This is a genomic window from Winogradskyella maritima (assembly GCF_042650215.1).
GTDB classification, from domain to species: domain Bacteria; phylum Bacteroidota; class Bacteroidia; order Flavobacteriales; family Flavobacteriaceae; genus Winogradskyella; species Winogradskyella maritima.
In genome coordinates, this window is sequence record NZ_JBHSAT010000022.1 from 178,216 (window position 1) to 192,588 (window position 14,373).

Here is a 14,373-nt window from a genome sequence, read left to right on the forward strand (position 1 = left end):
GCTAAAATTTAGTGGTACAAAAATATAGATTTATAGTGTTAGTTTTATTCAAAATCTGAGTAATTTCACAACCTTAAAACGTATTAGTTCCTTATGATATCTATAAAAACTAAAGCGTCTGTTGTTCATTTTAATTCGGTAATTTATCAAGAATTAGAAACCTATCTACAGACCAAAAACCCGTCCATGATATTTGTATTGGTTGACATGAACACGCATGAAGACTGCCTGCCTCAGTTTTTGAGTCACATGAACTCGGGCGACATCCCTGTTGAGGTCATGGAAATGCCTGACGGCGAGGAACACAAGACCATAGATATCTGTATGGGTGTTTGGGAAGCCATGTCGGAGTACGGCGCTGACCGACAGAGTTTACTCATTAATTTAGGTGGTGGCGTAGTAACAGATTTGGGCGGATTTGTGGCCTCTACGTACATGCGTGGCATCAACTACATCAACGTGCCTACTTCACTTTTGGCTATGGTTGACGCCTCTGTTGGTGGTAAAACCGGGGTTGATTTAGGCGTATTGAAAAACCAAGTCGGCGTAATTTCTGAAGGCGATATGGTTTTAATTGACACCTCATTTTTATCAACTTTACCACAGAATCAAATGGTTTCTGGCTATGCTGAAATGCTTAAACATGGTTTAATCAGGGATAGAAGTTATTTTGAAAGACTTTCAGATTTAAGCCAATTGACGCTCGACGATTTAGACCAATTAATTTACGAGTCCGTCGTAATCAAAAACAATGTGGTGTCGGAAGACCCTTCAGAAAAAGGGCTTCGGAAAATATTGAATTTCGGTCATACGCTTGGTCATGCTATAGAATCTTATTGTTTGGAATCAGATATGAGAGACACTTTGCTCCATGGTGAAGCCATTGCCATTGGGATGATGTTGGAAACCTATTTATCTTCAGAATTACTGGATTTTTCGAAAGCCGATTTGGAGCTGATTAGTTCTACATTCTTGAAAACCTATTCTGGTGTCAACTTCAATGAAAAAGAAATCGATTACATCATTGACCTTTTGAAGCACGACAAAAAGAACAGTCACGGCAAGGTGAAATTTGTATTGCTGGAAGCTATCGGGAAACCCAAATTAGATTGCGAAGTTGAAAATACACTTATTCACAAGGCCTTCAATTATTACCAATCCTTATTTTAAATCACCAAAGAGAGCAAGGCAATTACTACAAAGGCCATAGGCAAAATCATCAACATGAAAATAAAGGTGATGGTACTACTCTTAATAAAGCTCAATAACCAGTGTTGTCCGTAAAAACGGTGCACGGCTATTAAAAAATAGATAAAGGTTGAGAGTACAGCAAGCCAATAAATCCAGTCTGGTATACCAAATTTCAAATAACTTATTCCGAATAAAATACTAAACACGGTGAATAAAAAGGAAAAGAAGTAAAAGCTAAAGACCAAATGATGTGCGTAGCGCCCTTTATTGAAATAAAACACCTTTAAAAGCAACGCAAATAAAGGCATAAGAAAGAACATTGAAATTGGAATAGTGTCAAACATTTTTTGAATAAATGTGCCTGCTCCAGAACCTTTCATAATACTTAATGAAGTAGCGAATATGCGTCGCTTAAAGAATCCGTCGTCTTTTTTAAGGCCCATAACCTTATAGATTTCTTCATCTGAAGCCCCAATTGCGAGCATTGAATCTACTTCGGTTTCATTAAAAGTATACCCAATAACATTCATGTTTTTTTGACTTTTTTTGGTATCGGCAACTACAGAATCTATCTCATTAGAAACTTCTGGAAGTCCTTTAATCTTTAAATTAACACCCTTAAAACGTTCTTCTGAGGCCATGACAATAGAATCTAAAACCTGTTGCCTAATCGCGGATGAATCAATGGCTTTAGCACTAATGACTTCAGAATTAATTTTATTCGCTTCCGCTACCCATTCCCGGGTGCTGAATGAGAGTATAAAAAAGAAAATGACCGAAACAAATAAGTACATCTGAGCCGGATGCAAATACATTAAGCGCTTGCCCTCTAAAAAGCGTTTGGCCAAACTCCCTGGTTTAAACATTAATGGCACAAAACTCTTCAAGAAACGTGCATCAAACGAGAAATAATTGCTAATGGTATTGTAAAACAAAACACCAATGGTCAATTCTTCATTGGTTTTTTGTCCACAATGCGGGCAGAATTCAAAGCCTTCTTCAAAAGGTTTTTCGCAATTGGCGCATTTGGGTTTAGTATCGCTCATTGGAGTTGGTTGAATGATTTTCGAATTTACAAAATTGAATTTTAAGTCCTTCGAAATAAAGCTGAATTATGAGTATTCTAAATTCTATTTCAAAATAGATTCAAAATCTGTATTCAGAATTCAACGAAAACACCACTGTTTATCAATGGTTTACAATCTTGGCACGGTCATTGGTTTTTCAATCAGCAAATAGCGTAAGCCGAAAAGCTAAAATACGAGTAGGCACAATCTAAATTTAAATACTATGAAAAAAATAGTTTTACTTTTTACAGCAATGTTAATAACATTAACTTCTGTAGCAGGCGCAGAGAAAACTTCTGCAACACTTAAAAAAGATTTAGATCTTACATCACGCTATCGTTATACCCAACCTGTAACGTTTGTTGAACGTGGTGTAGAATTCCTAATCTTTGCTGATGGTAGCTTTGATTTTAATACAGATCTAATCTACAATTCACCAAGACGTTCAACAGGACTTTACTTTCTTCGTAATACAAGGCGAAGTCAAGTCAACGTTACCTTGGGTGCCCCAGGACACGTCAATAGCCATTTTGGATCTAGAGGTGTATTAATTACACACGACAGACTAGGTCGCGTAAGACGTGTGGGGAATTTTTTTGTGAACTATGACAGATGGGGCCGTGTAAGTCGTATCGGTAATGTCTATATGAGTTACAGACATGGATACCTAAGACAAGTTGGAGGTTTAACACTTCAATATAACAGACGAGGACGTCTTATCCATACTAGAGGATTTGTAAACTTTAATAATCAGCACTGCAACATTCAGTTACAGAATGGTTGGGATGACGATGATCGCTTCGATGATGACAGAGACGATAACTTCTACTATTTTAAACAAGATGGTAAAGTGAAGAAGCATAAAAAGCTTAAGCAACGAAGATTTAAGCGAGATGATGACTAATGATTGCCCTTAACTAAATCTACTTAAATTGGTGCAAGCCCCTAAATGCAAATTTAGGGGCTTTGCTTTGCAAACTTCCGAACGAAAACGATGTAGATTAAGTTTTGGCACGCTGTTTGATTTTAACTACTTGAACAATTAAAACCTTAAAAAATGAAACGGATTTTATTAATCATTACAGGCTTGCTCTTATCGGCAGGACCTGTTACAGCAGAAACCACCACCACGGCGGATATCATGTCGCCAAACTACCGCGGATACGGAAATTCGTTCATCTTTGTTGAAGATGGCGTTGAGTTTTCAGTTTTTCCAGACGGCCAGTTCGATTTTTATGCTCAGTCTTTTGGGCCTAACGTGAGTGTTGGTATTCAGTCTGGTCCGTTTGCGTTTAGTTTCAATACTGGATATGATTACAACCCATATGTGCAGTATGATAGTTTTGGAGCAGTCATTCAAATTGAAAATACACCAATCTTTTATGACTACTACGGACGTGTATCACAAATTGGAGACATCTTTATCAACTACAACAATTTTGGTCGTGTAAGCGTTATTGGAGGCTTAAATGTATTTTACCGTAACCGTGTATTTTCGCACTTTACAGGATTCATCAATGTATACAATAGAGGTTACATTTATAGACCTTGGCACAGGTTCTATGCTATTCCGCAGGCAAATTTCTGCTTGGTGAATACCATTCCTTACAGACAATATTATGTACCGGTAAGACATGTATACTACAGACCTTACTATAACAACTATCGTTTTTCGCGCGACTTTAACAGAAGAGCGTACTCACAGTTAGGACGCCGAAGTGAAGCGAGATATTTTGATCGCTACGCACAGTCGCCAAGAACACAAAGAGATAGAGATATACAGAGACGTACGGAAAGACGTTATTCAAGAATTGCCGATAACAGAACTAGCAGAAGCCGAAATAATAGATTGGCCAGTGCAGATACGGGAAGACGTTATAACACTTCTGCAACACAACGTTCTGGTAGAGATCGTGTACAGAATTCTAGATCTACGGGTCGTAACAGTTCTGCAACGAGAGGCAACGCAAGACAGAATGAGAATTCAAGAGCGCAAAGCTCTAGAAACCGATCTGGTGCAATCGCTAGAAATAATGAAGGAACTAGATCCCGTCAAAACAGTACTGCAACTAGAGGGCAAAATAGACAGAACAATAGTACAGTACGTTCACAATCAGGTCGTAACACCCGAACTCTTGGAAATAATTCTGGTAGAAATGTGACCAAACAACGTTCTGCTGTGTCTAATAATACAAGAGGACAAAACAGAAGCACGGTTAGAAAACCGAACACTGCAAATTCTCGTACTTATAATGAAGGTAGGTCGCAATCTAGAAGTAGAAACACGCAAGCTAGTAATAGCCAGAGAACTGTTAAGCAACGTTCTACACAAACTAGAAGCAGTAGACCAAATGTGGGACAGCGTTCTACACAAGCGAGAACTAGTAGACCGCAGGTACAACAACGTTCTACGCAGAGAAACAGTCGACCAGCTGTAAAACAGCGTTCGACACAACAGAGACAGAGTAAATCGTCTAACGTTCAAAGATCATCACGATCGTCTAAAAATACGACGACAGGATCTTCAAGAAGCAGACGCTCAAGAGGATAAGATAATTTTTTTTTGGTTGGTTAGTGGAATATCCCGATAGTGTGCGCCCTAAAGCACAAGTCGGGATATTTTTTTGTTCTATATTAGATTAACTCATTCAAAGTCTACTTTTACTTCATAAAACGAAACTTTGAATCATTCCATCTTAAATAAATAAAAATTTGAATTTACATTTGACAAAACTCTAATAAATGATGAGATTGATAATACTATTAAGTTTCATAATACTTTCTTTTTCAATTAACTGTCAGGAAAAACTAGAGAATGGAATTTACTTGAGTTCTGACAAATTAAAATATATAACTATTAAAGATCATTTTCAGTTTAAGTATACTGCATACAAAGGATACTCGCCATATACAATAAAGGAAAAGCGGAAAAACGAAACTAAAAGAATGTGTGGAACTATTGGCTACATTTTAGAGGAAAATGGAAAAGGAACCTATTCAATTAAAAATGGTGAAATTGTTCTAAAATTTGAAATTGATTATTCAACCATTGCGACAAAAAAAATCGATACACGGTTATTAAAAGGAATTAGTTTTAAAATTCTTGAATTAGAAAAATTAGAGAATTAAGTTTCAGCAAATTAAAAAAGTTTGAAAATTATAGATAGTCGAATTATTTAGGTTATGCAGTAAAGGGAACATTTTAGATCTATAATAACCAGAACTGAAGGTTTTTTCAAAGATTTAAAAAACACAAGAATTATAGCTCGAGATATTTCTTCATCTGAAGTTTTAAGTCTTCCGAAAGATTAAAACGGTAAATCAGCACAAGATAAATCACTACAAGTAAAAGCGACTTTAGAATAATATTTAAGATAGGGTGAAATGGGAATTCCAGATAATAAAAAGACGCGATTAACAAACCAATAATTCCAATAACTTGAAGGGATTTTCTAGAATACGGTTGCATACGAAACTTTCTATTTACAAAAACCAGCTTTATGATGTTGTAGAATACCAATGCCAAAAACGTTGCTAAGGCTGAACCTTCCAAGCCATAAATAGGAATTAACAATATATTCAGCACCACAGCCATAATCGCTAAAACAACACCAAATACCAAAACCATTCTGTAGTAATCACTATTGAATAAAATGGCGTTGTTATTGCCCAAGCTACTATCAAATAGCTTGGCCAAGCCGATGATAAAAACAACAAAGACACCACCTCTAAACTGTTCCTGTAAAAGCGCGTAAAGTTCATTGATGTTCAGGACAATCAGAAGAAAAATTAAACCGCCCAACACCAATAGGTTGATAGAACTACGTTGATACAAATCCTTTAAATCGTCGTTTTGATTTCCGTTCAAAAATTGAGCTGTTAAAGGCATCATAATCTGATGCATAGCACGGTGCGGAACGGCAATCACAGTTGCAATAAATATAGCCACATTGTAATAGGCCACATTTTCAATTTTTAGCATCTGCCCTATCATAAACTTATCGATATCCAGAATAAACATTGCCACCGAACCTGCGACGATAATCAGCAAGGCGTATTTTATAATGCTCGATAAATCGTCGAGCTTATAAAATTTCAGAACCGGCAATCTTACGGAAAATGCGTAGGCCATCATTAATAACATTCTAGCGACATACACCAAAACCAGAGCAGTTATAAACTGTTGCACCGTCAAGACATCAAAATACACAGCTACCAATAAAAGCGTCACACATGCACGGTGAAAGACTTCCTTCATCGTATTGCCATAAACCGTTTTAAGTTGGGTTTTCGACCATGCAAAAAAGACTTCAAAATAAGCCATGCTAATCGCAACGATAAAAATGTACCAGACATAATCGTAGATAATGGCGTTCTCGGAAGCGAGCACCGAAGCAATCATTTCATAACAAAACACACCAATAATACCAGTCGGAATTATAATGAGCAACGGCAGAAAGAGCATCAGCGTTAAAAAGCTATTGAGGCTGTTCTTCGTTTTATATTTTGAATAAAATTTAATCAGCGCATTATGAACGCCGAATGCCATAAAAGGCAACATAATATTTGCGGTTGAAAGGATAAAGCCTACCAAACCATAATACGTGTCCGAAAGAAAATAGGTGTATAGAAAAAGCGTATTTATCGCCCCAATACCAAAACCAAGATAGGTACTGATGGTGTTTTTAAATGATTGGCGAATTACGATACCCATAGCACAAAACTAAGATTTTTGATGGATTAGTTCTGCTAATTGTTCCGTGAGTGCCTTTCGGCTGTACTGTTCAATATTACTGGTATTGCTAGAAATACCGCCAGATTTATAAGCTCTATATTGCTGAACCAAATAGGCTTTTAGAAAATCCTTTTGCTCATAATTAAAATAAGCGCCAGCTTTAGCATCTTGAATAATCTTCTGAACATCGGAATCCTCAGGTCCCAAAGCTAAAATCGGTGTTTTGGAATGTAAATACTCAAAGAGTTTCCCTGGAATGATGGCTTTGGTATCTTTGGAATTAATCTCGATTAAGAGCAACAGTTGCGATGACAATTGGGCTTTTATCGCTTCATCATGATTCACATAACCGTGATTTTTGAGATAGTCTTTAAGTCCATATGTTATAATTGAATCTAGTACCGCATCGCTGACCACACCAAATAAATTCAGTTTAAGGTCAGAAGCAAAATCGCGCTCTTCGTCGATTAATTCTGAAAGACTTTGCCATAGTAATTCTGGGTTACGTTCGGACAATAAAGAACCTATATGCGATAATGAAAATTTTGAATCTTTTGCTTGGCTTGAAACGTCATGCTCGTCATAACCATTCGTGATTACTGAAATGGGTGCTTCTGTTTTCTCTTGAAATTCCTTTGCTGTATTTCTGCTTGTGACTATCAATTGGTCGGCTGATTGCAATACTTTGGTTTCCAAATTGAGATGCTTTTGAGATGCAGATTTGGACAGTTTTAAGGCTTTGTGGTAACCAATGGTTGTCCAAGGGTCACGGAAATCTGCCAACCATCTTACACCTAATTTCTGTTTGAGCCCTAGACCAATCAAATGCATACTATGCGGTGGTCCCGTAGTAATAATGGTATCTATAGCGTTTTCTTTTATATAATTTGAAAGAAAAGACACAGACGGTTTTACCCAACCAACACGGGCATCTGGTATAAAATAATTTCCTCTCACATAGAGCAACAAACGCTGAATGAAAGACTGTTTTTTCTTCTCTGGAATGACTCCTGAGCTTATCTTAGAAGTATCTTTTTTAGATAAGAATTTCGCCAAACGATAAGGCTCCTTTATCGGTCGCTTAACTACAATTGTATTTTCAGGGATTTCATCCAACAAACTTCTATCGGTAATTGGATAGCTAGGGTTTTCTGGGCAATAGACTATGGGCTGAACACCAAACTGAGGGAGATATTTTACAAATTTCAACCAACGTTGCACGCCTGGACCTCCTGCTGGTGGCCAATAGTATGTTATTATGAGGACCTTAGTCTTCACTCGTTTTGTTTCTGAATGAATAAAACAAACCACCTAAAACCAACAGCATTACCAGAATGGAACTGGCTAAAGCGATACTGCTTCCTGTTTTAACAACTTGAGGTTCAAAACTGAATTCTATGGTATGCTTACCTGCCGGAATTTCCATGCCTCGCAACGCATAGTTAACGCGCTGGTGAGGCACTTCTTTTCCATCAATTTTAGAAATCCATCCGTTGCTGTAATAAATCTCTGAAAAAACAGCATAGCCTTTATTGGAAGAATTGGATTCGTATTTTAAATAATTGGGTTTGGCCTCAATTAGCTTGATTTGTGCTAAACTATCTACCTCATAATCCCTGTCCAGATTATAATCCACAAAAGCGGTTTGATTGATAATAGCTTCCGTTTTTGTTTTTAAACTATCTAAAGCCAAAATTTCATCATTTGCTGTCGGCGCAGATTTCAATTTTGAAACATACCATGCATTGCCATTTGGTTGAAAATACTCAGTAGACGCAGCTGTTCTACCAGATTCATCACCGAGAATGACATATTTGGTATTGAGCATATTCAGGACTTCAACATTGTTCTTCGCGATATGAAAATCGAACAGCTCATCAAATCGACCTAATTTGGCCGCATGATACCCGCTTAACGAATTGTGAAAATAGGCCGCTCTTGCTGGTTTCTGCCGGCCTTCGGGTGACGCGTCCAAAACTCTAAAATGCCCATCGTCTTTTAAAATCTCTTGGTCAGCTGTTGTGGCTTGGTAAGGTTTATCCACTTGTCTCGCAGAAACAAAATCATCGGAGTTGACATAATTTCTGTTCACACCGACCAAATCAAACAATAACAGTCCCGCAAAGACCAGAATGACTACTTTTTCATTCCATTTTTCTTTTAGATACATAAATATAGTACCTGCCGATAATAGCACTAAAACCAAAGTTCTAATACTGTCGGAGGTAAATAGACTTTTTCGATCTTCAATTAAAGCATCCACAAAAGGTTGCCCGTAAATTTCACGAAGCTGTCCGTCACGAGCACCAACAAAATCGAACAGACTTGAGCCGAATAATAAAAATATAAGGGCCAGTCCTGCGGTAATCGCTACAGCGTATTTTAGAGCCTTCAGTTTTTCTTCGTTCTTTTCAAATTCATTGAAAATGCGAACTAAGGCGAAAATTCCAAGAACTGGTATGCACAATTCCAAAAGCACCTGAATAGAGCTCACCGCTCTAAACTTGTCGTACAGAGGAACGTAATCAATGAAAAAGTTAGTTATAGGATTACTATCAGGCTGAGGATTTGTTACAAAAAACCAATTCTTTCCTAATGATAATAACCAAGAAAGAAAAGTGCCACCAACCAGCCACCATTTTAAACGCCCTTTTACCAAAAACAAAGCCAATACAAAAAGAAATAATATAACGGCACCTACATATGCCGGCGCTTCAACAATAGTTTGGTCGCCCCAATAAGTATATGCATTTTTTGAGCCATCTAAAGCGTCTATCGGCGAGACACCCAGATTGATATAGGCTTTATAGGTTTCAGAATCTTTACCGACATCCTCAGTACTTCCACCGCCCATAAATCTTGGAATGTACAAATTGAAGGTTTCCAATAATCCGTAGCTATACTCGGTAATGTACTCTCGGCTCAATCCATCAGTTTGCACTTTCGGGCTTCCATCGGCGTTAATCGTCAACTCACTTTGTCCACGTGTACTTTCCTTTACATATTCTTGTGTGGCCAAAATATTTGTGGCATTCAATCCAATAGAAATAATGACGGCGACAACTAAAATCCCAATCGATTTAAAGAAATGAGGTAGCATCTTTCTTCGATAAGCGTCTATGAGATACGCCAATCCCAGAACCAATACCAAAAGCAATAGGTAATAGGTCATCTGAAAGTGATTTGCTACAATTTCTAGCCCCATCGCAATTATGGTGAGTAAAAAACCCAATATATATTTTTGTCGGAATACCAGAATAATACCACTCAACACTAATGGCATGTAAGCAATGGCGTGTGCTTTAGCGTTGTGACCAACACCAAGTATAATTATGAGATAGGTAGAAAACCCAAAAGCCAGAGCACCTAGGGCCGATAACTTATAATCAACCTTCAAACTTAGCAGAAGTATATAAAACCCTATAAAATAAAGGAAAAGATAGTCCGCAGGTCTTGGTAAGAATCGAAGACCTAAATCTAACTTTTTAATATAATTATGAGGATATTTTGCACCTAATTGATAGGTTGGCATTCCTCCAAATGCGCTGTTGGTCCAATAGGTTTCTTCATTTTCGGTAGCACTAAACGCTTTCTGCTGTTGCGCCATACCGATGTAGTGCATAATATCACTCTGAAAAATCTTTTTGCCTTTTAAAACCGGACTAAAATATGCCAAGGATAATACTACAAATCCCAGAACAACCAAGAGGTGCGGAAGAATCTTCTTAAAGGAGAATGCCATAAATTCAAATTAAATCAATAGACTTGAAAAATACTCAAATTTATAGTGCAGTTCTAAGAAAATAAAGTTTAGTTATTAAAAATACCTAGTCGATTTCTTCGTAATCGATATACTCGCCAACATTTTTAGTACTTGAAGATTTTTGCTGTGGCACTTTATCAATAACCGTCTCTCCTACCTTTGTTTTTGGTTGTTGTTGGCGCTGTTGCTGTTGTTTGAAGCCTTCAAACTGTTGTCCAAAACGTTTTTCGACTTTTTTGGCCGCAAATTTCAAAAGAATTGGAGCAAACAGTCGTGCTAGAATTTTCACCCCAAAATAAATGAGGAGAATAATAAGGATGGTTCTAACAAAACCGTATACTGAAGCTGTATGAATCATAAGTGTATTAAACGACTTCAAAAATACAATTAACTGCATTTATATTCCGTTCTTATTCCTTAAAAAAAGTTTAAAAATGATATATTTGAACACAAACCACAACCAAATGAAGACTCAAAGCCCCCTTATTATACTGCTGTTTTTGTGCTGTTGTCAATTTAGTTTTGCGCAATATACGGAGGTCATCAACTCTAATAGACCAGGTGTTTCGCAAAGTGCATTTGCTGTAGGAACCAATGTGGCGCAGTTAGAACTGGGCGCTTTTACAGTAAAGGAAGAGCATACCCCTTTAAATTATGAGGTCTCTGGATATGGAATAAATTTCGCTGTGAGATATGGTTTATTGTTTGAACAGCTTGAAATATTGGTTAATGGCGAATATCAGAATGATACATTTACCAATCTAAACTCTAATCCTTCGTCGGAAGACCCACGAGCCAATTTTAGAAACTTTACCCTTGGTGCAAAATATTTAGTTTACGACCCTTACAAAAATGCCGAAGAGGAAAAACCAAATCTCTACAGCTATCACGCCAATAGACAGTTTAAATGGAAATCATTGATTCCGGCAGTAGCTGTTTACGCTGGTGCCAATTTTGATACAAAAGATAATCCCTATACGGCTTTTGGTATTGAGGGCTTTAGCCCGAAAATCATGGTTGCAACACAGAACAATTTTGCAGGTGGTTGGGTATTTGTAACTAATTTTATTAAAGATAGAATCGGAACAGACCAGTCGGATTTCCAATACATTCTAACATTGACACATTCGTTTAGCCCGCAATGGGTGATATTTGGCGAAACCCAAGGCATTAAAAGTGATTTTTACGCGGATAACCTTTTACGGTTTGGTGGGGCATATTTATGGTCTAAAGACTTTCAATTGGATGCCAATATTACATTCAACACTAAAGACACACCATCTGTCTTTAGCTTAGCTTTTGGTGCTTCTTATCGATTGGATTTTCACAAGGATAAGAAAATTGACAATGGTGGTGATGCTAAAGATGAGGCGAAACGACAAGCCAACAAAAGACGAAACAAACAAAATGATTTCGACAACTAACTGACGAATTGAATGATTGAAATTACTGAAGCGCTTTCTAAAAAGGACTTAAAAGCATTTGTTAAGTTCCCTTTCCAACTTTATAAAGACTCTCCATATTGGGTACCGCCCATCATTAAGCAAGAGCTTGAAACATTTAATAAAGACAAGAATCCAATATTTAAGGATGCAGAAGCCCGATTTTTCTTGGCCTATAAAGACGGTAAACTCGTTGGTCGTGTGGCCGCCATTATCAATTGGCTAGAAATTAAAGGTCAAGGGCTTAAAAAGATGCGTTTTGGCTGGTTTGATTTTATAGACGACAAAGCGGTTAGTAAAGCCCTATTGGAAAAGATTGAAGACATTGGAAGAGCCAATAATTTGGAATATGCAGAAGGCCCAGTAGGATTTTCTAACCTAGACAAAGTTGGTGTGATGACCGAAGGTTTTGATAAAATCGCACCGATGATTACCTGGTACAATCACCCTTATTATGTGGCGCATTACGAAGCTCACGGTTTTACGCCAGAAAAACATTATTCTGAAAGCCGTTTTCCGTTTGCCAATGTCAAACCAGAAGCCTTTAAGAAAGCGCAGGAATTAATCAAACGGCGCTATGGACTAAAAGCGTTGACTTTTACAAAAACAGAAGATGTGATGCCATATGCCGATCAGATGTTTGATTTGTTCAACGAATCCTATTCCTCGTTGTCCTCCTTTGTAGCAATCACAGATGACCAAAAAGCCTATTTTAAAGAGAAGTTCATCAAATTTGTAAATCCTGAATACATCAACTTTGTAACTGATAAGGAAGACAAATTGATTGGCTTTGCGATAGTGATGCCCTTCTTTGCTCATGCCTTACAAAAAGCAAAAGGAAAACTCTTCCCATTTGGATTTACACATATTTTAAATGCGAAAAAGAATAGTAAGGATGTCGTGTTCTACCTTATTGGTATTCACCCGGAATACCAGAATAAAGGTGTCCACGCCGTAATTTTTAATGAATATTACGAAACCTTCACCAAAAAAGGGATACAAATGTGTTATCGTACGCCAGAATTAGAGGATAATGAAGCCATACACAAAATCTGGAAGCACTTCAGCCCTGAGATATATAAGCGACGGAAAACGTTTAGGAAAACCCTGTAAGCGTTTTTAAATAAATCTCTGAGTCGCCTTAAAATAGGTTGACACTTTTTATAAAGCTAAACTTAATGGGTTGAAGTTAATAGTAGCGGCTATGAATCATGCACGGTTTGGCTGTTAACATTACAAGCCCGCCTGCTGTCATATACACACCAAGGCGAAAATACGAAAGTCCCGACGATGCGGGATTCAGGAGTAGATGAGAATAATCAATTATTTATAGCTATTGTTACAGCACGTATTTTTTTCTAATTATTAATATTCAAATGAGTATGGATTGATTTGATTCAAATTATAAGGAATATCTTCTGTAAACCCGTCAGTTTCAACACCATTTTTTTTCATAAACCATCGAACTTTAAAGTCTTCAGCAGTCTCAGGTACACTATAATATACTATGGAATTAACATCAGCTCCTGTCCAAGAAGTTTCTTCATAGGCACCAATTGCACCACCAGGAAGTGGCTCTTCTGGATGATATGTGTTATCTACACCAAAATTTTCTATACGAGTTCTTATTACATTAGAAAGTCCTGCAAAAAAATCAATGTGAATAAAATCATTTTCGTCTATTGGATTAGTATTATTCACTAATATTTTAAACTTAATAAACTTATCTATCTTTATTATTACAGGTTCATCAATTGGATAGTCTCTCCATATACCTGAACCCGAATAATTTTCGTCTCCTTGATGAACAATTGTAACAAATGCATCTACTTCATTTGCTAATGTAACTGAAAAATACCCATTTGCATCTGTAATTACTTTTGCACTATCCAACACTTTTGTAGTTGAAAATAAGCCTGAACCACTAGATTTTCTTGTCATTACAGTTACTAATTGGTCTGCAATTCCGTCTCCATTAATTGTTCGTTCAACTTTCCCATTGACAATTTTATAATCAACATCATCAGAAGAACAACTTACTGTAATTAATATAATAGATAAAATTAAATATATTCTTTTCATAATCTTGGTTTAATATGTGCTGTGACGGTCTCGGCTATGAGTAGTTGTGTGGGTTAGCACTTAACTTTACAAGTAGACACCAAGTTGGAAATT

12 protein-coding genes are annotated in these 14,373 nt (G+C 37.0%); 6 read left to right on the forward strand and 6 right to left on the reverse strand.

Translation table 11 applies throughout. The features are described 5' to 3' along the window. The first annotated feature begins 93 nt into the window (after positions 1 to 93). Positions 94 to 1,170, forward strand: coding sequence for a 3-dehydroquinate synthase (gene aroB / locus ACFOSX_RS12750; protein WP_386101793.1), 1,077 nt, complete (start codon positions 94 to 96; stop codon positions 1,168 to 1,170). Here the strand turns inward: aroB and ACFOSX_RS12755 are convergent. Further along, a complete protein-coding gene (locus ACFOSX_RS12755) occupies positions 1,167 to 2,237 on the reverse strand; it encodes a DUF3667 domain-containing protein (RefSeq protein ID WP_386101796.1) in 1,071 nt (356 codons plus the stop codon). The two genes, aroB and ACFOSX_RS12755, sit on opposite strands and share 4 nt — an antisense overlap. Positions 2,238 to 2,481: 244 nt before the next feature. Here ACFOSX_RS12755 and ACFOSX_RS12760 point away from each other — a divergent pair, with 244 nt between their 5' ends. The 3 genes from ACFOSX_RS12760 (at position 2,482) to ACFOSX_RS12770 (ending at position 5,387) form a co-directional block, all read left to right on the forward strand. Next, entirely contained in the window at positions 2,482 to 3,162 is a 681-nt protein-coding gene (locus tag ACFOSX_RS12760; RefSeq protein ID WP_386101799.1) for a hypothetical protein, read from the forward strand. Positions 3,163 to 3,315: 153 nt separating this feature from the next. Next, a complete protein-coding gene (locus tag ACFOSX_RS12765) occupies positions 3,316 to 4,809 on the forward strand; it encodes a hypothetical protein (RefSeq protein WP_386101802.1) in 1,494 nt (497 codons plus the stop codon). A gap of 191 nt (positions 4,810 to 5,000) precedes the next feature. Further along, positions 5,001 to 5,387, forward strand: coding sequence for a hypothetical protein (locus ACFOSX_RS12770; protein ID WP_386101805.1), 387 nt, complete (start codon positions 5,001 to 5,003; stop codon positions 5,385 to 5,387). Between the two features lie 130 nt (positions 5,388 to 5,517). Here the strand turns inward: ACFOSX_RS12770 and ACFOSX_RS12775 are convergent, their stop codons facing one another. The 4 genes from ACFOSX_RS12775 to ACFOSX_RS12790 all read right to left on the reverse strand — a co-directional run bounded on the left by ACFOSX_RS12775 (position 5,518) and on the right by ACFOSX_RS12790 (position 11,153). Next, complete coding sequence (locus ACFOSX_RS12775; protein WP_386101808.1) at positions 5,518 to 6,972, reverse strand: lipopolysaccharide biosynthesis protein; 1,455 nt, start codon at positions 6,970 to 6,972, stop codon at positions 5,518 to 5,520. Between the two features lie 9 nt (positions 6,973 to 6,981). Further along, positions 6,982 to 8,271, reverse strand: coding sequence for a glycosyltransferase (locus ACFOSX_RS12780; protein ID WP_386101811.1), 1,290 nt, complete (start codon positions 8,269 to 8,271; stop codon positions 6,982 to 6,984). Next, positions 8,261 to 10,735 carry a YfhO family protein gene (locus ACFOSX_RS12785; protein ID WP_386101814.1) on the reverse strand — a complete coding sequence of 825 codons (2,475 nt, stop codon included), beginning with the start codon at positions 10,733 to 10,735 and terminating at the stop codon, positions 8,261 to 8,263. Before ACFOSX_RS12785 ends, ACFOSX_RS12780 begins: the two co-directional genes overlap by 11 nt. 85 nt (positions 10,736 to 10,820) lie before the next feature. Further along, entirely contained in the window at positions 10,821 to 11,153 is a 333-nt protein-coding gene (locus tag ACFOSX_RS12790) for a DUF4834 family protein (protein ID WP_386101817.1), read from the reverse strand. A 67-nt stretch (positions 11,154 to 11,220) separates the two neighbouring features. On the opposite strand from ACFOSX_RS12790, the gene ACFOSX_RS12795 reads away from it, so the two are divergent. Further along, positions 11,221 to 12,180, forward strand: a complete 960-nt coding sequence (locus tag ACFOSX_RS12795) for a transporter (RefSeq protein ID WP_386101819.1) — start codon at positions 11,221 to 11,223, stop codon at positions 12,178 to 12,180. Between the two features lie 12 nt (positions 12,181 to 12,192). Continuing rightward, on the forward strand, positions 12,193 to 13,311 hold the full coding sequence (locus tag ACFOSX_RS12800; protein ID WP_386101821.1) for a GTP cyclohydrolase: 1,119 nt from the start codon (positions 12,193 to 12,195) through the stop codon (positions 13,309 to 13,311). 252 nt (positions 13,312 to 13,563) lie between these two features. Here the strand turns inward: ACFOSX_RS12800 and ACFOSX_RS12805 are convergent, their stop codons facing one another. Beyond that, positions 13,564 to 14,280, reverse strand: a complete 717-nt coding sequence (locus ACFOSX_RS12805; protein WP_386101824.1) for a hypothetical protein — start codon at positions 14,278 to 14,280, stop codon at positions 13,564 to 13,566. Positions 14,281 to 14,373 lie beyond the last annotated feature (93 nt).

Excerpts from the sequence above, each read along its gene's own strand:
- aroB (WP_386101793.1), top strand. The coding sequence starts at position 94 with ATGATATCTATAAAAACTAAAGCGTCTGTTGTTCATTTTAATTCGGTA.
- ACFOSX_RS12755 (WP_386101796.1), bottom strand. The coding sequence starts at position 2,237 with ATGAGCGATACTAAACCCAAATGCGCCAATTGCGAAAAACCTTTTGAA.
- ACFOSX_RS12760 (WP_386101799.1), top strand. The coding sequence starts at position 2,482 with ATGAAAAAAATAGTTTTACTTTTTACAGCAATGTTAATAACATTAACT.
- ACFOSX_RS12765 (WP_386101802.1), top strand. The coding sequence starts at position 3,316 with ATGAAACGGATTTTATTAATCATTACAGGCTTGCTCTTATCGGCAGGA.
- ACFOSX_RS12770 (WP_386101805.1), top strand. The coding sequence starts at position 5,001 with ATGATGAGATTGATAATACTATTAAGTTTCATAATACTTTCTTTTTCA.
- ACFOSX_RS12775 (WP_386101808.1), bottom strand. The coding sequence starts at position 6,972 with ATGGGTATCGTAATTCGCCAATCATTTAAAAACACCATCAGTACCTAT.
- ACFOSX_RS12785 (WP_386101814.1), bottom strand. The coding sequence starts at position 10,735 with ATGGCATTCTCCTTTAAGAAGATTCTTCCGCACCTCTTGGTTGTTCTG.
- ACFOSX_RS12790 (WP_386101817.1), bottom strand. The coding sequence starts at position 11,153 with ATGCAGTTAATTGTATTTTTGAAGTCGTTTAATACACTTATGATTCAT.
- ACFOSX_RS12795 (WP_386101819.1), top strand. The coding sequence starts at position 11,221 with ATGAAGACTCAAAGCCCCCTTATTATACTGCTGTTTTTGTGCTGTTGT.
- ACFOSX_RS12800 (WP_386101821.1), top strand. The coding sequence starts at position 12,193 with ATGATTGAAATTACTGAAGCGCTTTCTAAAAAGGACTTAAAAGCATTT.
- ACFOSX_RS12805 (WP_386101824.1), bottom strand. The coding sequence starts at position 14,280 with ATGAAAAGAATATATTTAATTTTATCTATTATATTAATTACAGTAAGT.